Raw genomic sequence first — 24,004 nt, forward strand, 5'->3', positions numbered from 1 at the left:
TTACTAAGTCGAAAACAAGTAACAAAAATTACATAAGTGTTTTCGACATAGGGATATGGTGAAAAAAAAGGTTATCTAAAATGCTGTTGTAAACGTCATGCTGAATTTATTCCAGCATCTTATGCTAGTTTATGAGACCCTGAATCGAGTTCAGCGTGACGAGATTGATTTTTTAGATAACCTTTATGGTTTAGTTAAAGCAAGGTTTATGCAATTGCTTTTTCTATAATTTCCTTGATAAAAGGACTTTTTTCATCAGCTAAAATAGCTTTTAATGTTGTTTTGTTGTCTGTTAGCAAATCATTATTAGCAACTACAATGTTAATGGCTTCTAATTTAATAGCTCCGTTTTTCATTCCTAATGCTTTGCTTAAAAATGCTTTGTCTTCTGCTGTGTTAATACCAATAAATTTAAATGTTAGTAAACCAGCCAATACATCTTTGTTAGCAATAGCATCGTTTAGTTTTGTTGCTAAATTTTCTTTGTTTACTTTGTTTGCTAAAGGCTCAATTTCGCTTAATAGGGCATCTCTTTCTTCGTTAGAACGCGCTTTTAAATATTTACCTGCTAACGTAATAATAGTATCATAAAAAGCATCGTTTTTAGGAGCGGTAGTTTTCTTTTCTTCTTTGGCCCAAGAATCTGTCAATCCAACAGTTCTGTTAAAAATTAATTTGTCAGAGGTGCTGTCAACATCTGCGCAGAAATATCCTTTACGCTGGAATTGGAATCTATCTCCTGGTTTAGAAGTTAATAAACTTGGTTCTACCAAAGCCGTAATAACTTCTAAAGAATTTGGGTTGATAAACTGTTTAAAATCAATGTCTTTGTGACTGTCTGGAGCTTCATCTTTAAACAAACGATCGTATAAATTAACCTGAGCTTTTACTGCATGTTTTTTTGAAACCCAGTGAATGGTTCCTTTTACTCTACGTTTACTTGCTTCGGTTCCAGAACCTGAACGAGAATCTAAATCTGCAGTACAATGAACTACTGTAATATTTCCGTTTTCGTCTTTTTCTACAGATTCTGCCTTAATGATATAAGCGTTTTTCAAACGAACTTCACCACCAATTTTAAGTCTAAAGAATTTTTTATTTGCTTGTTCTCTAAAATCTTCTCTTTCTATAAATAATTCTTTTGCAAAAGGAACTTCTCTTTCTCCAGCAGTTTCATCTTCTGGGTTGTTCTCAGCAATTAAAATTTCTTCTTTATCAGCAGGATAGTTGTCAATCACTAATTTAATAGGATCCAAAACAGCCATTACACGTGGTGCTGTTTTGTTTAATTCATCCTTAATACAGAATTCTAATAAAGCTACATCGGTTACATTGTCTCTTTTTGAAATTCCTGCAATTTCACTAAATTTTCTAATAGAATTTGGAGTGTATCCTCTACGTCTTAATCCAGAAATAGTAGGCATACGTGGATCGTCCCAACCAGAAACCAAGTTTTCTTGTACTAATTGCAACAATTTACGTTTACTCATTACCGTATAACTAATGTTTCTACGAGCAAATTCACGTTGTTTAGGCTGTATTTTATCAGCATCAGCTACTTGAGCCAAATACCATTCGTATAAATCTCTATGACTTTTAAATTCCAAAGTACATAAAGAGTGAGTAATGCTTTCTAAATAATCAGATTCCCCATGTGTCCAGTCGTACATTGGGTAAATTACCCAATCATTTCCTGTTCTGTGATGTGCTTTTTTAAGAACACGATACATAATAGGATCGCGCATATGCATATTGTTATGTTGCATGTCTATTTTGGCACGTAATATAGCTTCTCCTTCTTCAAACTCTCCATTCTTCATTTTTTCAAACAAAGCCAAGTTTTCTTCAACTGGAGTATTTCTGTAAGGGCTATCTGTTCCTGGTGATGTTGGTGTTCCTTTTTGTGTAGCAATTTCTTCAGAAGATTGTAAGTCTACATAAGCGTTACCTGCTTTAATAATATCAATGGTCCAATCATATAATTGTTGAAAATAATCAGAGGAATACAACTCTTGATCCCATTTAAATCCTAACCAAGCTACATCACGTTTAATGGCATCTACATATTCCTGCTCTTCTTTGGCAGGGTTGGTGTCGTCAAAACGTAAATTTACTGGAGCGTTGTATTTTTCTCCCAATCCAAAGTTTAAACAAATAGAAGCGGCATGCCCAATGTGTAAATATCCATTAGGTTCTGGCGGGAAACGGAATCTTAGATTTTTTTTATCTAATCCATTTGCCAAATCTTCTTCAATAATTTGTTCTATAAAATTCAATGATTTTTTGTCTTCTGCCATGTTCTTTAGTTGTGTGCACGCAATAATAAGCGGTAAAATTACAAATTAAAAATTACGAATTATGAGATATGAATTAGGAATTAAATACAAAGGTTTATTTTAGCAATTTGTTACAAATGAGTGCATGATAATTACAAAAATTTACTAGGCTTGTTTGGAGATATTTAATGATTAAACAATATAAGGTATGGGGGTTATTAAGGTAAAGAATATTAGAATATATAGCAATCACGGATGTTTAGAAGAGGAAGCTAAAATTGGTTCTCATTATAGAGTAGATGTTGAGGTGAAGGTAGATTTAGAAAAATCTGCAAAATCCGATAAGTTAGCAGATACTGTAGATTACGTGCATATAAATAAAGTAGTTGAAGAAGAGGTTTTAAAACGTTCGGAATTGTTAGAGCATGTGGTAGACAGGGTGTTAAATAGAATGTTAGCAGAAATTCCCATGATAAAAAAAGCAAAAGTAGCTTTGTCTAAATTAAACCCTCCTATAGGTGGTGATGTAGAAGCTGTAACCATTGAAATGATAAAAAAAAGAAGAGATTTATAAAATCTTAAAAAGATAGTTGCGAAACACAATATTTTATATAAATTTGCATTCGCGTTTTGGCCTTGTGGCCGAGTGGCTAGGCAGCGGTCTGCAAAACCGTGTACAGCGGTTCGAATCCGCTCGAGGCCTCCAAAACAAACCCATTACTTTTAGTGATGGGTTTTTTCTTTTGTTAATATTTTGTTGGAGGCTTGGATATGGGGAAAATTAAATTTTGAGCCTCTTTGAGAGCTTAAAATTTTTGCTAAAATATTCGTCTTACGCAAATCTCATTCTTACACCTGTTTTTTGGCAGTCCAAATTATTCTATAATGTCTTAATTTTAAACTTTAAGACAAATCAAAAAACACTTTTTGCTTCGTTGTTGGTTAATTTTTTAATAAATTATAAATCTAATTCCGTTGCTAAAAAGATTGCTAAAACATATGCATAAAATAATTTTTACAGACTTAGATGGAACTTTTTTAAACCACAATGACTACTCTTTTGAGGCTTCAAAAGAAGCTTTGGCGGAAATATTTAAAAAAGAAATTCCGTTAATATTCACCACTAGTAAAACCAAAATTGAAGTAGAATTACTTCAAAAAAAAGTTGGCATTAAAGAGCCTTTTATTGTAGAGAATGGAGCGGCATTATTTATTCCTAAAAATTACAATGGTTTTGACTTTTCTTTTTTAGAAACGTTTGATGAAGATTACTATGTCCTTCAATTAGGAGTTACTTATAAAGAAGTTGTTGCTTTTTATAATGCCTGTAAATATGAATTTGGCATGTTTGGATTTAGTGATATGACCGATGAAGAAGTAATAGCTTATACAGGGTTGCCTTTAGAAAGTGCAATGCTGTCTAAAAATAGAGGATTCACTGAGCCTTTTGTAATAAAAGACGAGTCTTTAATACCAGTGTTAGAAAAACTTGCCTCAGAAAATGGTTTAAAAATAACCAAGGGAGGAAGGTTTTATCATTTAATTGGCAACGGTCAGGATAAAGGGAAAGCGGTAAAAAAATGTACAGAAATTTTTAGTGAGTTGTACAAAACATCTATTAAATCTATTGGTTTGGGTGATGGAGAAAATGATGTTGCATTGCTAGAAAATGTAAAGATTCCTATTGCTATTCAGAATCACGAAGGGGAGTATATAAGTTTAACCACTAACAAATTGCAAAAATCTAGTTATAAAGGAGCAAAAGGTTGGAATGAAATGATTTTAAAAAATGTATAGAAAAGAACTAGAGAACATATATTACAAAGCTTTAAACAAGGTAAAAGCAAAGTCGTTAATAAAAGATAATTTATCTATTAAAGATGGAGTCTTGAAAATGGCAGGAACAGAATACTTGCTTAAAAATTTTAATAAAGTTTATGTTTTTGGTGTAGGAAAAGCGGCTTATGATATGGCCAAAGAATGCGAAGTTATTTTAAAAGATAAGATTGCGGGTGGATTAGTAATTTCTACCTCTACAGGAGATTTGCAATATGGGAAACATTTTACATCTACACACCCATTGGTGTCAACAAAAAGTATAGAGGCAGGAAGTCTTTTAATAGAAGAGGTACGTAAAATGAAAGAAGATGATTTGTTTGTCTTTTTGCTTTCTGGTGGAGCTTCTGCCATGATAGAAAAGCCTATTGATGGTTTGACTTTAGAAGATTTCACAAAAATATCATCGGCATTATTAACCTCTGGTATAGATATCAAAGCTTTAAATACTGTAAGAAAATCTTTATCAAGAATAAAAGGAGGAAAGTTAGCCAGTCAAATAAAGGCTCATGGAGAAGTGTTGGTGTTGAGTGATGTTATAGGTGATGATTTAAATACTATTGGTTCTGCCCCTATGTATAATGGAAAGTTTAAGCATCATGTTGTTGGGAACAACAAAATTGCTTTAAATGAGGCAAAGGAATTTATGAGTGGTAAAGTAAACGTAACTGAGGTTGTAACTACTGAATTGGAAATGAGTTCTGAAGAAGCAACAGATTTTGTTTACAATAAGATAATAAGCTATGATAAAAAATATAATAGTTTTTGTCTACTTTTTGGAGGAGAAACCACCACAGTGGTCAAGGGGAAAAATGGTTACGGAGGTAGAAATCAAGAATTAGCATTAAGATTGTTGCTAACAGATTGTATAAAAGAAAACATATCAATATTAAGTGCTGGTAGTGATGGTATTGACGGAAGGTCAGATGCTACGGGAGCTTTTGTAGATATTGATATTTATGATAAAATAAAAAACAAAAATTTAAATCCACAAACTTATTTAGAGAATAGCGATAGCAATACATTCTTTAAAACACTAGGTTACGATTTTGTTACAGGAATATCGGGTACAAACGTAATGGATTTTATAATCATTTTAAAAAAATAAAAAATATGGCAGATTTTTTTCAAAACGGAGTAATCACAACCCTTCAAAATTTAGGAGATAGAAAATTAGAAGATTTAGAAAATGAATTAGAAGAGTTTAGTGAAAGAAGAGGAATGTTATTAATGCTACCTGCTTTATATTCTGAGTTTGAAACACCTGCAATGCACAAAATTATAGAGGAATTAAAACATGTAAAATATTTATATAAAATTATTCTTGGTTTAGATCAGGCTACAGAAGAACAATTTGAAGAAGTAAAAAAGTTGATGTCTGTTTTGCCTTGTAAGGTAGATGTGTTGTGGAATGATGGACCAAGAATTAAAGAGTTATATCACGAATTAACGGCTGAAGGTTTTCCAGGTTTAGAAACCCCAGGAAAAGGAAGAAATGTTTGGACCATGATAGGTTATGCTTTGGCAGATAAAGATGCATATGCTTTTGCGCTTCATGATTGTGATATTGTAAATTACAGTAGAGAAATTCCTGCAAGATTGTTTTATCCAATTGTGCACCCAGCTTTAGATTTTGAATTTAACAAAGGTTTTTACTCCAGAGTAACCGATAGGTTACATGGTAGAGCTACAAGACTGTTGTATACTCCGTTGGTAAACTCTTTGGCTAAAGTTTACGGAGAAAGTAAGTATTTAGATTATATGGGGAGTTTTAGATATTCTTTGTCGGGAGAGTTTTCTTTTATTAGGTCGTTGGCAAGAGGTATAGGAATTTCACCTACTTGGGGCTTAGAGGTTTCTACATTAAGTGAAGTGTATAAGAATACATCAAACAAAAGAATTTGTCAGACCGAGATTATGGAGAGTTATGAGCACAAACATCAAGATTTGGGCGATCAAATTTCAGGATCTGGAATTTATAAAATGTCTAAAGATATTGCCAAAACTTTGTTTAGAGTACTGGCACAAGAAGGAGTTGTTTTTTCAGAAGCCTCTTTTAAAACCTTACTGGCTACTTATTTTCAAGAGTCTAGGTTTGAAATTTCTAAATATAACGCCCTAAGTAAGTTAAATAACTTGGAGTATAATAGAGAAAAAGAAATAAAAGCAGTAGAAGCTTTTCAAAATGCGATACAAGAGGCTTCGGGTGAATTTTATGAAGATCCAATGGGAACACATTCACTTTCTTCATGGATTACAGTAAGGTCGGTAATGCCAGATTTTTCAGAAAAATTTGTTGAATACGTTAAATTAGATAATGAATAGTTATGAAACATATTTCAGATAAAAACCATACCATCAACAAAAGGTTACACAAAATTTATCCGCCAGAAATGGCCGATAGGGCTGTGGACAGTATTATTGATTTAATTTTTAAATATAAGTCAAGAATAAAATCAACCCCATATCAACTAAGTGAAAAAGATGTCATTTTAATTACTTATGGAGATCAGGTAAACAAAGATTACGAGCCTTCCTTGCATACCTTAAAAGGTTTTATGGATAAGCATTTAAAGGGATACATAAACTCTATTCATATTTTACCTTTTTATCCTTATTCTTCAGATGATGGATTTTCAGTAGTAAATTATGGAGCAGTAGATCCTAAGATGGGTTCGTGGAGAGAAATTGAAGAAATTAGTGGGGAGTATAGATTAATGGTTGATGGAGTTATCAATCATATTTCACAATTTTCAGATTGGTTTAAAGCTTATTTGTCTGGAGATAGTTATTTTCAAGATTTTTTTATAGAAGTAGATCCGTCAATAGATTTAAGTAAAGTGGTAAGACCAAGAGCTTTGCCGTTGCTAAGTGAGTTTGTTGATGATGATGGAAGAACAAGACATGTTTGGACTACTTTTAGTAAAGATCAGGTAGATTTAAATTATAAAAGTCATCGAGTTTTAAGGAATGTGTTAGATGCACTTTTTTATTATGTAGAAAAAGGAGCAACCTTAATTAGATTAGATGCCATTGCGTTTATTTGGAAAGAAATAGGTACAGAATGTGTGCATTTAGAACAAACACATGAGCTTATACAGTTAATGCGAGAAGTGCTACATGAAGTAGCTCCAGAAGTAATTATTATTACAGAAACCAATGTGCCACATCATGAAAATGTTTCTTATTTTGGAAGTGGTGATGATGAAGCACAAATGGTGTATAATTTTGCTTTACCTCCTTTGTTGGTACATTCTGTATTAAACGGAAACACCAAAACATTAATGAAATGGGCACAAACACTAACATTGCCTAGTGATAAAGTGTGTTTCTTTAATTTTACGGCTAGTCATGACGGAATTGGCTTAAGACCTATCAAAGGTATTTTAACAGATGATGAGGTTCAACATCTTGGTAAAACGGTTAGATCACATGGTGGATTGGTATCATATAAAACCGATGCCGATGGAACTCAAAGTCCATATGAATTGAATTGTAGTTATATTGATGCTTTAACACATCCAGATGAGAATGATGAGGTAAGATATAAAAGAATGCTATTAGCACAAGGAACTGTGTTGGCTATGCCTGGAGTACCAGGAATTTACTTTCATTCCCTAGTAGGGTCTCGTAACTATAAAGATGGAGTAAAACACACAGGGGTTAATAGAACCATAAACAGAGAAAAATACCATATAGATTGGTTAGAAAAAGAATTAGCCGTTCATGGATCTTTGCCTAAAAAAATGTTAGCAAGTTATAAAAGATTAATCTCTATTAGAATTAATGAGCCTGCATTTAATCCTTTTGGAGAGTTTGAGTTTTTAAATTTAGATGATCGTTTATTTGTAGTAGATCAGCATTGTGTAAACAATAGAGAAAGAGTGGTTGCTATTCATAATTTTTCTGATGAAGAAGTTGAATGTAGTTTGCCAGAGAATATATCGTTGCCTTTAAGAGACTTGGTTGTTTCTTCTACAGTAGTAGAATTACTAAGTACATCGTTTACCTTAAAACCTTATCAAATGATGTGGTTAAAAGGTAAGATTTAATAGGATGGTCATTTTTAATGAAATAAGAGGTTCAATCTAAAGTCATTTTATATCTTTAAATAAAAAAAACTTTAGCTATGACCTTGTACCCAATAGAATCTGGGAATTTTAAGTTAGACGGAGGAGCTATGTTTGGTGTGGTACCTAAAGCAATTTGGGAAAGAACCAACCCAGCAGATGCTAACAATATGATTGATATTGGAATGCGTTGTTTGTTAATTGAAGATGGTAACAGATTGATTTTAATTGATACAGGTTTAGGAAATAAACAAGGAGATAAATTTTTTAGTCATTTTTATCCTTGGGGAGATTTTACCACAGATTTGTCTTTAGCAAAACACGGTTTTCATAGAGACGATATTACCGATGTTTTTTTAACACACTTACATTTTGATCATGTAGGTGGGGCTATACAATGGAACAAAAACAAGACTTTTTTAGAACCTGCATTTAAGAATGCAACATTTTGGTCAAATGCCAATCATTGGCAATGGGCAACAGAACCCAATGCACGTGAAAAAGCTTCTTTTTTAACAGAAAACATCCATCCAATTAAAGAAAGCGGACAGTTAAAATTTGTTCCAGTAAATGGAAGTGATAAAACACAATTTTCAGAGTTGGGATTTGGCATCTTTTTTGCTGATGGACACACCGAAAAACAAATGATTCCGATGATTCAATACAAAGGAAAAACAGTTGTTTTTATGGCAGATTTATTGCCAACCACTGGCCACATTCCATTACCTTATGTAATGAGTTATGATACAAGGCCTTTGTTGACTTTGTCGGAAAAAGAATTATTTTTGAACGAAGCCGCAAAAAATGAATATATTTTGTTTTTGCAACACGATGCTCATCATGAGTTGTGTACCGTGCAACAAACAGAAAAAGGAGTAAGATTAAAAGAAACATACACATTTAACCAGATATTTAATTCATGAAATTTTCAAAAATAATAGTAGCAACAGTAGTAGGAACTTTTTTGGTAAGTTGTAATTCTATCAAAAGAATAGCAGTGCCAGCAGGAACAGATACTTCTGTAATTATTCCAAGTAAAAAAGTGTTTACAGAAGAACAAGTGAGAACTTGGTCTCATGCAGATTTGGCAACTGATTCTATTCCCGGAATTAGTTTGGCAGAAGCATATGAGTTTTTAAAAAACAGAAAAAGTGTACCTGTTATAGTAGCTGTTACAGATTCTGGAAGTGATATTACTCATGAAGATTTGTCGTCTAAAATATGGACAAATCCAAAGGAGATTCCAGGAAACGGAATAGATGATGACAAAAACGGTTATATTGATGACGTACATGGATGGAACTTTTTAGGAGCTACATATGATGAAAACTTAGAGCTTACAAGGTTGTATCGTATGCAAAAACCTTTGTATGAAGGAAAGACTGAAGCCGATTTTAAAAAGGAAGAAGATTTAAAAAAGTTTGAAGAATTTAAAGCTATTGAAGAAGATTTTAAAAGCAATTTAGAGCGTGTTAAAAAAGGGCAAGCACAATACATGCAGTACGAAGACATGTTAAAAGCTACCCATGTTGCTATGCAAAACTTAACAGGTAAAGAAGAGTATACTTTAGAAGATTTAAAAGCAGCAAGCTCTACTTTTGATTTTGTCAATTCTCAAAAAGAAATGGCTATAAAAATATTAAGTTCGGGTAGTTCTATAGATGAACAATTAAAACAATTAGAGCCAGCAGTAGACTATTATACTTCTCAAGTAAATGCATACTATAATCTTGAATTTAACGGAAGAGCCAAATTAAATGATAATGGTTATTCTATGGAAACTAAGTTTTATGGAGATAACAATGTAAAAGATCAAGGAGATGATGAAATTCACGGAACACATGTTTCTGGAATTGTTTTGGCAGATAGAAACAATCACCTAGGAGTAAATGGAGTGGCTGATAATGCGTTGTTAATGGCAGTTCGTGTAGTTCCTAATGGAGATGAATACGATAAAGATGTTGCTTTAGGAATTAGATACGCTGTTGATAACGGAGCAAAAGTAATTAATACTAGTTTTGGAAAAGGATATTCTCCAAATGCTGAATGGGTATATGATGCTATTAAATATGCAGCAAAAAAAGATGTGCTAATTGTAAATGCAGCAGGAAATGATGGAGATAATATTGATGAAGTACTTAGTTATCCTAAAGATACCGAAGATTTAGAAAAAGAAATATCAGATAACTTTTTAACAGTAGGAGCGGCAACTCGTTTTTATAATGAAAACCTACCAGCAGATTTTACCAATTACGGTCATCATAACGTAGATGTTTTTGCTCCAGGTCATGATATTTACAATACTGTTCCTAATAATGAATATAAAAGTTTAAGTGGAACATCAATGGCATCGCCAGCAACTGCAGGAGTTGCAGCATTAATTCGTTCTTATTTTCCTGAATTGTCTGCTAGCCAAGTAAAACATATCATTATGAACTCTGGTACTTTGGTTAATTTAGAGGTGTTATTGCCAAATGGAGAAGGAAAGTTAGTGCCATTTACAGAATTGTCTAAGAGCGGAAGAATTGTAAATGCTTATAATGCTGTTAAAATGGCTGCAGAAATGATCGATAAGAAAAAATAAAATTAATTTAAATCCCCAGCCAGTTTGTAAAACTACAAACTGGCATTTTTTTATAAATATGAAAAAAATTATACTCCTTTTAGGGCTTGTGTCTCTTACAGCAAATGCTCAGTATTGGCAACAGAAAACAGATTATAAAATGGATATTGATATGGATGTAAAAAGCCATCAATATACAGGGAAACAAGAAATAAAATATAAAAATAATTCCCCAGAAACATTAACTAAGGTTTATTATCATCTTTATAATAACGCCTTTCAGCCAGGAAGTGCTATGGATATGAGGGTGCAAAATATTCCAGATCCAAATGGTAAGTTGGTGGTGAATAAAGGAACAGAAGAAGCTCCAGTAAAAAAGAGTAAAATATCACTTTTAGCACCCGAGGAGCAAGGATATATAAAAGTAAAATCGCTGTTGCAAAATGGAAAACCTTTAACGTACAAAATAGAAGGAACCATTTTAGAGGTTGAATTAGCAAAGCCTTTAAAGTCTGGAAGAAAAACCAAGTTAGAAATGGAGTTTGAAGGGCAGATTCCTTTGCAAGTTCGTAGATCGGGTAGAGATAACGAGGAAGGTGTAGCTTTATCTATGACTCAATGGTATCCTAAACTAGCAGCTTATGATGATGAGGGTTGGCATGCAAACCCTTATATAGGAGCTGAGTTTTTTGCTGACTGGGGAGATTATGAAGTAAATATAACCATTGATAAAGATTATGTTGTTGGAGGAACTGGTTATTTACAAAATGTAGATGAGGTTGGACACGGATATGAAGAGGTAGGAGAGAAAGTAGATCAAAAAATAGTAGATGGAAAAATTACTTGGGAGTTTAAAGCTCCTAATGTTCATGATTTTTCTTGGGCTGCAGATCCAGATTTTAAACACATCAAACACAAAGTGCCTAATGGTCCTGTAACTCACCTTTTGTTTAAGAACTCTTTAGCTGATGATAAACAAGAGTCTTGGGAAAAATTACCAGCTATTATGGATAAATTATTTTCTTTTTATCAAGAAAATGTCGGAGCCTATCCGTATAAGCAATACAGTGTTATACAAGGTGGTGATGGGGGAATGGAGTATGCTATGTGTACTTTAATTACTGGAGACAGAGAGTACAGGAGTTTGGTTGGGGTAGTTGCTCATGAGTTGGCACACACTTGGTTTCAATTTTTATTAGCTAGTAATGAAACCAAACAAGCTTGGCAAGATGAAGGGTTTACTACTTATATTTCTACGGTTATAGAAAATGAAATATTTGAAGATGAAGATGGGTTTGAAAATATATATAAATCATATAAAAATTTGGTGGGTTACGGAATTGAACAACCTTTAACAACTCATGGAGACGAGTTTGATTATAACTATGGTTACGGAGTTTCTACATATAATAAGGGAGCATTGTTCTTACATCAATTAAAATATATTATTGGAGAAGATGCTTTTAAAAGTACCTTAAAAAGGTATTACAAAGAATACGTTTTTAAACATCCAAGATCAGATGATTTTATTAGAATAGCTGAAAAGGAATCTAATATGGAGTTAGATTGGTACTTAAATCATTGGACAGAAACAACCAAAACTATAGATTATGAAGTGTTTCCGTCAATCACTAATCAGGTGAACCTTCATAACAAAGGAACTATGGAAATGCCCGTTGAGGTAACAGTAACTTATGAAGATGATAGTCAAGAGTTATTTTACATTCCTTTGGTGAGAATGAGAGGAGAGAAAAAAACAAATGCCACCTTATTAAAGGATTGGAATTGGACAAATCCAGTATATACTTTTCCTGTAACTAAGACCTTAAAAAAAGTAGAAATAGACGTACAAAACCAAACAGCTGATATTGATAGAAAAAACAATGTTTGGGTAAAAATGGTAAAGTAAGAATAGAGTTTTACATTCTTTAGCATAATTAATACAAATACCCCTAGTAGAGTTGAGAAATATATGTCCCCAGATTTTAAATACAAAACCTCATTTTGAAATATTAGATGGATTACGAGGTTTGGCAGCCATAGTAGTAGTAGTTTTTCATTTTATGGAAATAGCTATTACAGATTATAGTAATAATTTTATTGCTCATGGTTATTTAGCGGTAGATTTCTTTTTTTGTTTGTCGGGTTTTGTCGTTTCATACGCTTATGATAATCGTATGGCTGAAATGAGCTTGATGACTTTTTTAAAAAAAAGACTAATTCGTTTACAGCCGTTGGTTATTGTAGGCTCTGTTTTAGGATTGCTTACATTTATGGTAGATCCCTTTAGTAATTTACCATCGGTATATGGGTTTAAAGATACTGTGTTAATTTTTATAACATCAATATTTATGATTCCTTATCCTGTAATGCCAGAGAGATATTTTAATTTATTTAGCTTAAACGCACCAAGTTGGTCTTTATTTTGGGAATATATAGCCAATTTATTATATGCTGTAGTATTTATTAAAGTTACTAAAAAGGTGTTGGTTTTATTGGTTTTGTTAGCATCTATAGGTCTTTGTTATACAGGCTGGGTTTCAGGTAATTTAGCTGGAGGATGGGGTGGTTCAAATTTTTTTGATGGCTTTGCTCGTATTTCCTTTTCTTTTTTAATGGGGATGCTGGTGTATCGTTCTCATTGGATTATTAAAAATAATTTAGGTTTAATAAGCATGAGTGTTTTGTTAATGATTGCGTTTTTAATTCCTTATAATGATGCTTGGAATTGGTTCATAGAACCTATAGTAATAATTTTTTATTTTCCTTTGTTAGTCGCTTTAGGTGCTGGAGCAACTTTAGATGGTAGATATGAAAAAATAAATAAATTTTCAGGAAATATTTCTTATCCGTTATACATGACACATTATCCATTTGTTTGGGTGTTTTTAACGTATGTAATTGTAGAAAAACCAAGTTATGAGCAATTATGGTTAGTTATTCCTGTTTCTGTTATATTATTAATAGGTTTATCTTATCTAGTGTTTAGGTTTGTAGATTTTCCTGCAAGACGTTTTTTAACAGATAAAATAAATTTATATTAAACTTTAATAGTGATTTAAAAGTATATATTTAAGCTAATAAAAACCTCTTTATGCCACAATCTAAAAAACTACAAGAGTTACTAGGAATAGATTTACCGTTTTTGGTAGCTCCTATGTTTTTAGTTTCAAACACAGCCATGGTTGTTGCAGCTATGAAAAGAGGTGGTGCAGGTTGCATTCCTGCTCTTAATTATAGAAAAATATCAGAATTAAAAGCGGCTATTCAAGAAATGAAAGCTGCCAAACCTGTACGTGGAGCATTTGGAATAAATATTATTGTAAACCCATCAAACTTAAAATATAGAGAGCAGTTAAAGGCTTGTTGTGATGAAGGGGTAGATTTTATTATTACTTCTTTAGGAAGTCCAAGAGAGGTAATTGTGTTGGCACGTAGAGCTGGAATCAAGGTATTTTGTGATGTGGTTAATTTAGATCATGCATTAAAAGCAGAAAAGCTAGGTTGTGATGCTTTAATAGCAGTAAATAATAGAGCAGGTGGCCATAGAGGGGCTTATCCTCCAGAGAAACTAATTAAAGAATTGGTGGAAAACACTAAGTTGCCTGTAATTTCTGCAGGCGGAATTGGAACCAAACAAGATTTAGATATGGTGCTTTCTTATGGAGCGGCAGGAGCATCTATAGGAAGTCCGTTTATTGCATCTCAAGAATCAAAAGTTTCTCAAGAATACAAACAAGCCTGTGTAGATTATGGAGCTGATGATATTGTAATGACAAAAAAAATATCAGGAACCCCTTGTACAGTTATCAATACTCCATATGTACAAAAAGTTGGTTTAGATGAAACCTGGTTAGAAAAAAAACTCCATAAATATGCATTCTTAAAAAAGTGGATTAAGCTCTTAAGGTATTTAAAAGGAACACAAGATGTGGTAAATTCTGCTCAAAAAGTAACCTATAAAAATGTATGGGTGGCAGGACCAAGTATTCAATATACCTCTAAAATTGAGCCTGTTTCTAAAATTATAGATAGATTTGTAGTCTAAGCACAATGCTATTAAACACAGAACGTTATATTTGTGTTTAAAGCAATAACTATTTATCTAATCATTTTTGTGAAATACTTAATTTTTTTCATATCAGTATTACTTTTTACATCGTGTAGCACACGTAAGGATAAGTTTTTAAATAGAAATTTCCATGCTTTGGTAACCAAATACAATGTATTGTATAACGGTAAGGAGGCATATAAAAAGGGTTTAGATAAAGTAGAAAGTACTTATAGTGATGATTTTACTAAAATATTACCTATAGAGCCTTTTAGTTTTTATGCTAAAGAAAGTGTAGATGATGAGGTAAAGCCTATTGGTCAATCTGATTTTGAGTTGGCAGAAGAAAAAGCTGTAAAAGCCATTCAAAAACACTCTATGCTGCTAGATGGTGAAGAAAAAAACTCACAGATTGATGAAGCCTATTTGCTTTTGGGAAAGTCTAGGTACTACACAAAAAGATTTACTCCAGCTTTAGAGTCTTTTGAATATATTATTAAAAACTATCCAAGTGCCAGTTTAATTTATGAAACTGTGGTGTGGAGAGCCAAAGCAAACATACATACTGGAAATGTAAATTTTGGAAAAAAGGCTTTGTTAAGATTGTTAACATCATCGAGATTAACAGATGAAGTAAGACAACAAGCAGAGTTGGGAGTGGTAATGGCTTATGAGCAAACACCAGATAGTATAGATCAAAGAATAGTTCATTTAGAGGCTTCTTTAGAGGCTGTTGATAAAGGAGTAATGGCTTCTAGAGCAGCCTTTGTTTTAGGTCAATTGTATAGAAGTAAAGGCGAAATAGATTCATCTGATGAGGCTTTTGATAGGGTGATTAACACAAAAAAAGGATTGTATAAATATAAATTGCAATCTAAATTGGAAAAAATTAACAATCATATTGAAGATTATAGCACCCAAGAATTTTTAGAAGAGATTGATCATTTAATTTTTGTAAGAAAAAATAGGCCTTATATAAATAAGTTGCTTTTTCAAAAAGGATTGGTTTATGAAAAAGCAGATTCTATAAAGTTAGCCAAAACATATTATACCCAATCTATAGAAAAATCTCAAGAAGATGTACATCAAAAAATGATTGCATATGAGCAATTAGGAGATATTTCATATAACGAGAAACAGTACAAATTTGCAAAGTCTTATTATGATAGTTTAATTGATGTTTCTAAAAACCAGAATTCGTTAAGAGTTATTCGTATTACCAGAAAATCTAATAGTTTAGAAAAAATAGTAAACACTATTGATCAGGCAACGACCAATGATAGTTTGTTAAAAATTGCAAGTTTAGATAAAAATGAGTTGACTACTTATTATCAAAATTATATTGATAACATAAAAGCATCTGAAAAAAACAAAAGAATAAAGGAGTTAAAAGCCTTGGCAGCCCAAAATAGATTAACAAATAAAGAAGGAGCTAATAGTTGGTATTTTTACAACAATAAAGTTAGAACAGAAGGGAGAGAAGAGTTTCAAAAAATATGGAAAGCATCTAGGAGAGATGGAAATTGGTATGCATCTTCATTGTTTACACCTTCTGGAATTGTTAAATCAGAGAACTTAATAAAAGATAGCATTCAATCTTCTAGTGTATCAAAATACGATGTAGCTTATTATACCTCTCAAATAAATAGAGATCCTAAGTTTTTAGATAGTATAACAAAAGCCAGAAATTTAAATTATTACGAATTAGGGAATGCTTATTACAGTCAGTTAGATGAAAAAGAATTGGCAGTAGAAAAATTAAAGCAATTAATTGCTTTTAACCCTTCAGATGATTTAAAAATGGGGGCTTATTACAGATTGTATAAAATTTATAAAGACACCAAAGAAGAGGTAAATGCTAATTTTTATAAACAGAAATTGCAGGTAGAATATCCAAAATCATCTTTTACAAAACTAGTTAATAATGTAGAAGAGGTTGCTGTTGGTGAAGAGGAAAATGAATATATAAAGTGTTACGAAACTATTTATGAATTATATCTTGTAAATTCATTTGAGGCTGCTTTAGAAGAAATCAATATAGCAAAAGTTAAATATGCTGAAACTGATTTAGCACCAAAATATGCGCTGTTACATGCTTATATTATAGCTAAAATTGAAGGTAAGCAAGCATTTAATAAATTATTGACAGAGATAAAGTTAAGATATCCAAATACGGAGGAGGCAAAAAAAGCATTAGAGTTTTTAAATAATAATTAACTTTGATAAATAACCATTAAATATAATAAGCTATGTTTAATTCAGATAAAAAAAAGACTTTGGGGCAACAAGATGATTTAGTAATGGAAAGAAATAGAATTTCTAAAAAAACTACTTTTAAAGGAGAAATTGTCTCTCAAGGAGATTTTAGAATTGATGGAACTGTTGAAGGAGACTTAACCACTACAGGAAAAATTATTATTGGACCTGATGGAAAAGTTTTTGGAAAAGTAAAATGTGTAAATGCTGATATTGAAGGTTTTTTTGATGGACATTTAGAGGTTAAAAACTCACTGTGTTTAAAACCAAGTGCAAAAGTTTCAGGAGAGGTTTATATGGAAAGTTTAACAGTTGAGCCTGGAGCAGTATTTAATGCAAACTGCAAAATGTTAAGCACAATTAAAGAATTAAAAGCAACAACAGTTGAAACAACAAAAGAAAGAAAACAACACGTTTCGGAAATTTCTTAGATTTTCTGGAATAGGAGTTCAGCTAGGATTAATGATGTATTTAGCATCGTTAGCTGGAGGTTATTTAGATGCAAATTTTTCTTTTGAAAAACCTTGGTTTACATTGTTGTTTATTGTAGTTGCACTTGTTGTTTTTGTGTTGATGTTGATGAAACAATTGAATAAACTTAATAACGAATAATTTTAATGGTTAAAAATCATATCAAAAGTATTACTCTTTTAGTAGTGCTAAATATTGTTGCTTATATTTTACATTATTTTTTTATAATACCAGCTAACCAAGCAGAAGTTGCACCAGTGGTAAATGTAAAAATAGCGTACTTAGTTAATGCTATAGCTTCTTTATCTATGTGTTCTGCTATATTGTTCTTAAAGAAAAAATACGAAGATCATATAGGTTTTGTGTTTTTAGGTTTGAGTGTTGTTAAAATGATTTTATTGTTTGTTTTATTAAATCCTACCAATAATGTAGGGGAAGTGGTTAAAGCAGATGCTTTAGCCTTTTTTATCCCTTTTGGGTTGAATTTGGTACTAGAGCAAATATTTATAGTAAAAATGTTAAAAATTAGCGATTTAGCTAAAGAGTTAAAGAAATAATAAAGTTTTTGAATTTTCAACAATTCGCTGTTGAAAACTATTAGTTTTTTTAAATTATTGTTTACATTTGCACAAATTTTGAAAACAATCAATATTCACGAGAGAATGATAGGAAAATTGAACCTAAAAGTTTTGGTGGTGTTAATGCTAACATTAGTACCGTCGTTTACAATGAATGCAAACGAAGATCAGCATCAAACTGAGACTCATCACGAAGCAGCGCATCACGAGAATAATGAACATGCTCATGGAGCACTTCCTCATTTAGAAGATGAAGGTTATAATGATGGAGTGAATACCAAAGATGAAGTTGCTGCATATATAGATCATCACTTAGGTGATTCACATGATTTTGTTTTCTTTTCTGATGAAGCAGCAGGTCATCATTATGGTTTTCCATTACCAGTTATTTTAGTAGATAATGGGATAAAAGTATTCATGTCATCAGAATTTCATCATGGAGATAAAGTGGTGGCTAAAGGAGATGCTCATTATAAATTATACCACGGAAAAATATACAAAACAGATGCTAAAGGAACTATTGAGTATGATGAACATCATCATCCAGCCAACGCAAAGCCTTTAGATTTATCTATCACTAAAAATGTATTTTCAATTTTAGCAATATCTATTTTAATGTTCTTGTTGTTTAGATCATTAGCTAAAGGATATAAAAATGGGCCAATTCCAACAGGATTTGCAAGAGTGTTGGAGCCATTGGTTATTTTTGTAAGAGACGAAATAGCAAAACCAAATATTGGAGAAAAGAAATACCGTAAATTTATGGGATTCTTATTAACAGTGTTTTTCTTTATTTGGATTACAAACTTATTAGGATTAACTCCATTAGGGATTAATGTTACAGGGAATATTGCAGTAACTATTTGTTTAGCATTGTTTACTTTTATTATTGTTCAATTTAGCGGTAATAAAGATTATTGGAAACACATATTTTGGATGCCAGGAGTACCAGTGCCAATGAAAATTGTATTGGCTCCAATAGAGGTGTTAGGTATGTTTACCAAGCCTTTCTCATTATTAATTCGTTTATTTGCTAACATTACTGCTGGGCATACTGTTGTAATGGGAATATTAGCAGTTATTTATATAGGTAAGGAAACGTTAGGAACGGGTGGAAGTATAGGAGTATCATTATTTTTAACTTTGTTTATCAACGTTATTGAATTATTAGTTGCGTTTTTACAAGCATACATTTTTACAATGTTATCATCATTGTTTATTGGTATGGCTGTTGAAGAACACGATCATCATTAAGAATTTTTTTGTTTAATTATTTATAGATCATTATTATGACAACAATTCCAGGATTAGTAGGAGCAGGTTTAATCGTTATCGGTGCAGGTTTAGGTTTAGGTAAAATTGGTGGTTCAGCAATGGACGCTATCGCTAGACAACCAGAAGCAGCTAACAAAATTCAAACAGCAATGATTATCATCGGAGCCTTATTAGAAGGTTTGGCTTTTGGTGCGTTAATCTTAGGGAAATAATTCCCTTCCAAAAAAACAAGTACTATCTGTAACGGTTGGTTACAGATAGTACTTAACATTAAGCAGAATAAAACAAACTATATTTAAAACAAACATAAATGGATAAGTTAATTAACGATTTTTCATTTGGTCTATTTGTCTGGGTATCAATTATATTTGTAGTATTGATTATTTTAATGCGCAAATTTGCTTGGAAGCCAATTTTAGAGGCATTAAACTCAAGAGAAGAAGGGATTTCAAATGCATTAAAGGCAGCAGAAAATGCTAAAAAGGAGTTAGAGGCTTTAAACGCTGATAACGAAAGAATTTTAAAAGAGGCAAGAGCAGAAAGAGACACTATGTTAAAAGAAGCTCGTGAAATAAAAGAAAAAATAGTTTCTGAAGCAAAAGGCGAAGCAAATGCCGAGGCTGAAGCAATTATTACAAATGCTAAAGCTGCTATTGAACTAGAAAAGCAAGCAGCCTTAACAGAGTTAAAAGCTCAAGTTGCTGGAATATCTATTGATATTGCAAAAAAAATAATTAAAAGTGAATTAGCTTCAGAAGAAAGTCAATTGGCTTTGGTAGAGAAATCTTTAAACGAAGTTGTTTTAAACTAATATAGAGCATGAGTACAAGAGCAGCATTGCGATATGCAAAAGCGATCTTAAATCTTGCAGAAGACAATAAAAGCGAAGATGCAGTAAATGCAGATATGCAATTAATTGCCGCTACTATTGCTGAAAGTCAAGACTTAGAGGTAATGTTAAAAAGCCCAATTGTAAAAACATCTGAAAAAGTAAATGCTTTAGAAGCTGTTTTTGGAAAGCAAATTAACGGTTACACTTTAGGATTAATTAAGCTTTTAGGAGAAAAGAAACGTTTGAATATATTAGCATTGGTAGCTACAAGTTATCAAACAATATACAATCATTTAAAATCTATTAAAGTAGCACAAGTAACTACAGCAGTTCCTTTAACAGCCTCTTTAGAATCAAAAGTAATTGATAAAATTAAAGAGCTAACAGGAAGTGCAACAGCTATTGAAAACATTATCAACCCAGAAATTATTGGAGGATTTGTTTTGCGTATTGGAGATATTCAATATGATGCTAGTGTTTCAAGAAGTTTAACATTGTTAGAAAGAAGTTTTGACAATAGTCAATTCATATCAAAAAATTAAAAAATACATCAAATAATAAAAATAAGATGGCAGCAATAAACCCAGCTGAAGTATCAGCAATTTTAAAAGAGCAGCTAACTAGTTTTGAATCTAAAGGTTCTTTAAACGAAGTTGGTACTGTATTGCAAATTGGAGATGGTATTGCACGTGTATACGGATTATCGAATGTGCAGTATGGAGAATTAGTAGAGTTTGAATCAGGTTTACAAGGAATTGTATTGAACTTAGAAGAAGATAATGCAGGAGTTGTATTATTAGGAGCTTCGTCAGAAGTACAAGAAGGTTCTACTGTAAAGAGAACTGAAAAAATTGCTTCTATCAATGTTGGTGAAGGAATTGTAGGTCGTGTAGTAGATACTTTAGGAAACCCTATTGATGGTAAAGGACCAATTGCAGGTGAAACTTTTGAAATGCCATTAGAGCGTAAAGCTCCTGGGGTTATTTTTCGTGAGCCAGTAACTGAACCGTTACAAACAGGTATAAAATCTATTGATGCAATGATTCCTGTTGGACGTGGACAACGTGAGTTAATCATTGGAGACCGTCAAACAGGTAAATCTACAGTTGCTTTAGATACTATTATCAACCAAAAAGAATTTTACGATGCTGGTGAGCCAGTTTACTGTATCTATGTGGCTATTGGTCAAAAAGCATCTACTGTAGCAGGAATTGTAAACTTATTAGAAGAAAAAGGAGCTTTAGCTTATACTACTGTTGTTGCTGCAAGTGCTTCTGAACCTGCTCCAATGCAAGTATATGCTCCGTTTGCAGGTGCTGCAATTGGTGAATATTTTAGAGATACTGGTAGACCTGCTTTAATTATTTATGATGATTTATCTAAACAAGCAGTTGCTTATCGTGAGGTGTCTTTATTATTAAGAAGACCACCAGGTCGTGAAGCTTACCCTGGAGATGTTTTCTTTTTACACTCTAGATTGTTAGAGCGTGCAGCTAAAGTAATTAACAATGATGCTATTGCTGCAAAAATGAATGATGTACCAGATTCATTAGTAGGAAAAATTAAAGGAGGAGGTTCTTTAACTGCTTTGCCAATTATTGAAACACAAGCAGGTGATGTATCTGCATATATTCCTACAAACGTAATTTCTATTACTGATGGACAAATTTTCTTAGATGGAGATTTATTCAACTCTGGAGTTCGTCCTGCAATTAACGTTGGTATTTCTGTATCACGTGTAGGAGGTAATGCACAGATTAAATCTATGAAAAAAGTATCAGGTACTTTAAAATTAGATCAAGCACAATTCCGTGAATTAGAAGCGTTTGCTAAGTTTGGTTCAGATTTAGATTCTGCTACATTGTCTGTAATTGAAAAAGGTCAACGTAACGTAGAAATATTAAAACAAGCTCAAAACGATCCTTATACAGTTGAAGATCAGATTGCTGTTATTTATGCAGGAACGAAGAACTTATTAAAGGCTGTTCCGGTAAATAAAGTAAAAGAGTTTGAAGCTGATTATATTCAGTTCTTAAACACCAAACATAGAGATGTATTAGATTCTTTAAAGTCTGGTAAATTAGAACAATCGTCTTTAGATGTTTTAGAAGCTGTAGCTGCTGAAGTATCTTCAAAATATTAATAAAATAGTATTAAATACAAAGTACAGAGTCTAGAGCTTTGTACTTTGTATTTTGTACTAATTACTATAAAAATATGGCAAACTTAAAAGAAATTAGAAACAGAATTACCTCTATTGGCTCTACAATGAAAATTACGAGCGCAATGAAGATGGTTTCTGCTGCAAAGTTAAAAAAGGCTCAAGATGCTATTACTGCAATGCGACCATATGCCAATAAATTAACAGAGTTGTTACAAAACTTAAGTGCTACTTTAGATAGTGATGCGGGTGGAGTTTATGCAGAACAAAGAGAAGTTTCTAAAGTTTTATTAGTTGTTGTTTCTTCTAACAGAGGTTTGTGTGGTGGTTTTAACTCATCAATAGTTAAAAAAACTGAACAAGTAATCAAAGAGAAATACCAAGGTAAAGAAGTTACTTTGTATACTATTGGTAAAAAAGCCAATGATATTTTGTCTAAAAGATATGATGTTATACAAAATAAGACAACTGTTTTTGATGACCTATCTTTTAATAACGTTACTGTAATAGCTGAAGAGTTAATGCAGATGTATGCAGACAATAAGTTTGATAAAATTGAAGTGGTTTATAATGTGTTTAAGAATGCAGCAACTCAAATTGCAACATTAGAACAATTTTTACCAATACAACCAGTAGAGATTGAAGGAAATGTATCTACTGATTATATTTTTGAACCTTCAAAAGAAGAAATTGTAGAAACATTAATTCCTAAATCTCTAAAAACACAGTTGTATAAAGCTATTAGAGATTCTTTTGCGGCTGAACATGGTGCTCGTATGACTGCAATGCACAAGGCAACAGATAATGCTAAAGATTTAAGAAACGATTTATTATTAACTTATAACAAAGCTCGTCAGGCGGCAATTACTGGTGAAATATTAGAAATTGTTGGTGGAGCAGAAGCATTAAATAATTAGAATGCTGTAAGTTTTTTTTTAACATAATATAAACCCGATAATATTTTTATCGGGTTTTTTGCTGTTTTAAAATAATTGATAAAAGTCTGTTTTTTTTATGATTAAAAACTAAATAAATTGGAGTAAGTATTGTTGTTGAATTTTTTGTATTTTTCATGAAGCTATGAAATTATATTATAATGAGAATTTTATTTATTGTCAGTTTTTTAATTGTTCAATCATGTTACACTCAAGAAATTTATCAACCAACAAAAAAACAAACCTTTTGGACCAAGGTTTGGGGTAAAAGTCCAGAAAACGGAATTAAATTTTTACCGTTTGCAACACACTTTCAAAAGTCTGAAAATCCTTTTATACATGGGACTTTTTATACTGCCGCTAATTATAAATCTTTTGAAGTAGCAGCTTTTAATAATTCGTATAACGACTTTTCCATGTCTTTTTTTTATTTAAGAGAAGTTACCTTGTACAAAAAATTAAAACTTCAATATGGAGGAGGTTTTTTATATGGGTATAAGGGACGTTTACAAAAAGTTAAAGAAATTCCTTTTCATGATACTTTTTTGTATTCAGGGAATTTAAATCCTACTTACGGAATAGGTTTAGAATATTGTCTTTCTAAAAAATGGGCAATTTCTGCGATGACCAATCCAGCTGTTATTATATATGGTTTAAAGTACTATTGGTAAAGAATTATTACTGTATTTTTGTATATAAT

At 31.9% G+C, this 24,004-nt stretch carries 22 protein-coding genes and 1 tRNA gene; 22 read left to right on the plus strand and 1 reads right to left on the minus strand.

Annotated features, from left to right (window positions below; genetic code table 11):
* Nucleotides 1–206: 206 nt before the first annotated feature.
* Nucleotides 207–2,297 (minus strand): glutamine--tRNA ligase/YqeY domain fusion protein, encoded by a 2,091-nt coding sequence (locus ACXGQT_RS10955; protein ID WP_457828639.1) that lies wholly within the window; start codon nucleotides 2,295–2,297, stop codon nucleotides 207–209.
* A gap of 187 nt (nucleotides 2,298–2,484) precedes the next feature.
* On the opposite strand from ACXGQT_RS10955, the gene folB reads away from it, so the two are divergent.
* From folB to ACXGQT_RS11065, 22 genes are all read left to right on the plus strand, one after another.
* The gene (gene folB / locus ACXGQT_RS10960) at nucleotides 2,485–2,850 is read left to right on the plus strand and encodes a dihydroneopterin aldolase (RefSeq protein ID WP_457828640.1); all 366 of its coding nucleotides are present in this window, start codon (nucleotides 2,485–2,487) and stop codon (nucleotides 2,848–2,850) included.
* Nucleotides 2,851–2,908: 58 nt separating this feature from the next.
* Nucleotides 2,909–2,982, plus strand: a tRNA-Cys gene (locus ACXGQT_RS10965).
* A gap of 293 nt (nucleotides 2,983–3,275) precedes the next feature.
* Nucleotides 3,276–4,073 carry an HAD-IIB family hydrolase gene (locus ACXGQT_RS10970; protein ID WP_457828641.1) on the plus strand — a complete coding sequence of 266 codons (798 nt, stop codon included), beginning with the start codon at nucleotides 3,276–3,278 and terminating at the stop codon, nucleotides 4,071–4,073.
* The gene (locus tag ACXGQT_RS10975) at nucleotides 4,066–5,220 is read left to right on the plus strand and encodes a glycerate kinase type-2 family protein (protein ID WP_457828642.1); all 1,155 of its coding nucleotides are present in this window, start codon (nucleotides 4,066–4,068) and stop codon (nucleotides 5,218–5,220) included. The genes ACXGQT_RS10970 and ACXGQT_RS10975 overlap by 8 nt, the downstream gene beginning before the upstream one ends.
* 5 nt (nucleotides 5,221–5,225) lie before the next feature.
* A complete protein-coding gene (locus ACXGQT_RS10980) occupies nucleotides 5,226–6,437 on the plus strand; it encodes a glycosyl transferase (protein WP_457828643.1) in 1,212 nt (403 codons plus the stop codon).
* Between the two features lie 2 nt (nucleotides 6,438–6,439).
* Nucleotides 6,440–8,164, plus strand: coding sequence for an alpha-amylase family glycosyl hydrolase (locus ACXGQT_RS10985; protein WP_457828644.1), 1,725 nt, complete (start codon nucleotides 6,440–6,442; stop codon nucleotides 8,162–8,164).
* Between the two features lie 77 nt (nucleotides 8,165–8,241).
* The gene (locus ACXGQT_RS10990; protein WP_457828645.1) at nucleotides 8,242–9,105 is read left to right on the plus strand and encodes an MBL fold metallo-hydrolase; all 864 of its coding nucleotides are present in this window, start codon (nucleotides 8,242–8,244) and stop codon (nucleotides 9,103–9,105) included.
* Complete coding sequence (locus ACXGQT_RS10995) at nucleotides 9,102–10,766, plus strand: S8 family peptidase (protein ID WP_457828646.1); 1,665 nt, start codon at nucleotides 9,102–9,104, stop codon at nucleotides 10,764–10,766. Before ACXGQT_RS10990 ends, ACXGQT_RS10995 begins: the two co-directional genes overlap by 4 nt.
* Before the next feature lie 58 nt (nucleotides 10,767–10,824).
* Nucleotides 10,825–12,654, plus strand: coding sequence for a M1 family metallopeptidase (locus ACXGQT_RS11000; protein WP_457828647.1), 1,830 nt, complete (start codon nucleotides 10,825–10,827; stop codon nucleotides 12,652–12,654).
* A 52-nt stretch (nucleotides 12,655–12,706) separates the two neighbouring features.
* On the plus strand, nucleotides 12,707–13,789 hold the full coding sequence (locus ACXGQT_RS11005; RefSeq protein WP_457828648.1) for an acyltransferase family protein: 1,083 nt from the start codon (nucleotides 12,707–12,709) through the stop codon (nucleotides 13,787–13,789).
* Between the two features lie 50 nt (nucleotides 13,790–13,839).
* Nucleotides 13,840–14,793, plus strand: coding sequence for an NAD(P)H-dependent flavin oxidoreductase (locus tag ACXGQT_RS11010; RefSeq protein WP_457828649.1), 954 nt, complete (start codon nucleotides 13,840–13,842; stop codon nucleotides 14,791–14,793).
* A gap of 69 nt (nucleotides 14,794–14,862) precedes the next feature.
* Nucleotides 14,863–17,013: a type IX secretion system periplasmic lipoprotein PorW/SprE gene (gene porW, locus ACXGQT_RS11015; protein WP_457828650.1), complete on the plus strand. Its 2,151-nt coding sequence runs from the start codon at nucleotides 14,863–14,865 to the stop codon at nucleotides 17,011–17,013.
* A gap of 32 nt (nucleotides 17,014–17,045) precedes the next feature.
* Nucleotides 17,046–17,483 (plus strand): bactofilin family protein, encoded by a 438-nt coding sequence (locus tag ACXGQT_RS11020; protein WP_457828651.1) that lies wholly within the window; start codon nucleotides 17,046–17,048, stop codon nucleotides 17,481–17,483.
* A gap of 31 nt (nucleotides 17,484–17,514) precedes the next feature.
* Nucleotides 17,515–17,664, plus strand: coding sequence for a hypothetical protein (locus tag ACXGQT_RS11025; protein WP_457828652.1), 150 nt, complete (start codon nucleotides 17,515–17,517; stop codon nucleotides 17,662–17,664).
* Nucleotides 17,665–17,669: 5 nt separating this feature from the next.
* A complete protein-coding gene (locus ACXGQT_RS11030; RefSeq protein WP_457828653.1) occupies nucleotides 17,670–18,080 on the plus strand; it encodes a DUF6168 family protein in 411 nt (136 codons plus the stop codon).
* Between the two features lie 105 nt (nucleotides 18,081–18,185).
* Nucleotides 18,186–19,355 carry a F0F1 ATP synthase subunit A gene (gene atpB, locus ACXGQT_RS11035; RefSeq protein WP_457828654.1) on the plus strand — a complete coding sequence of 390 codons (1,170 nt, stop codon included), beginning with the start codon at nucleotides 18,186–18,188 and terminating at the stop codon, nucleotides 19,353–19,355.
* 35 nt (nucleotides 19,356–19,390) lie between these two features.
* Nucleotides 19,391–19,588: an ATP synthase F0 subunit C gene (locus ACXGQT_RS11040; RefSeq protein WP_073118003.1), complete on the plus strand. Its 198-nt coding sequence runs from the start codon at nucleotides 19,391–19,393 to the stop codon at nucleotides 19,586–19,588.
* Nucleotides 19,589–19,686: 98 nt separating this feature from the next.
* Nucleotides 19,687–20,187: a F0F1 ATP synthase subunit B gene (locus ACXGQT_RS11045; protein WP_457828655.1), complete on the plus strand. Its 501-nt coding sequence runs from the start codon at nucleotides 19,687–19,689 to the stop codon at nucleotides 20,185–20,187.
* Between the two features lie 8 nt (nucleotides 20,188–20,195).
* Nucleotides 20,196–20,750: an ATP synthase F1 subunit delta gene (gene atpH / locus ACXGQT_RS11050; protein WP_457828656.1), complete on the plus strand. Its 555-nt coding sequence runs from the start codon at nucleotides 20,196–20,198 to the stop codon at nucleotides 20,748–20,750.
* 26 nt (nucleotides 20,751–20,776) lie between these two features.
* Complete coding sequence (gene atpA, locus ACXGQT_RS11055; protein WP_457828657.1) at nucleotides 20,777–22,351, plus strand: F0F1 ATP synthase subunit alpha; 1,575 nt, start codon at nucleotides 20,777–20,779, stop codon at nucleotides 22,349–22,351.
* 74 nt (nucleotides 22,352–22,425) lie between these two features.
* On the plus strand, nucleotides 22,426–23,286 hold the full coding sequence (gene atpG / locus ACXGQT_RS11060) for an ATP synthase F1 subunit gamma (protein ID WP_457828658.1): 861 nt from the start codon (nucleotides 22,426–22,428) through the stop codon (nucleotides 23,284–23,286).
* Nucleotides 23,287–23,465: 179 nt separating this feature from the next.
* Entirely contained in the window at nucleotides 23,466–23,975 is a 510-nt protein-coding gene (locus tag ACXGQT_RS11065) for a hypothetical protein (RefSeq protein WP_457828659.1), read from the plus strand.
* The last annotated feature ends 29 nt before the right edge of the window (nucleotides 23,976–24,004 follow it).

It is taken from the genome of Wenyingzhuangia sp. IMCC45467, from assembly GCF_054111205.1.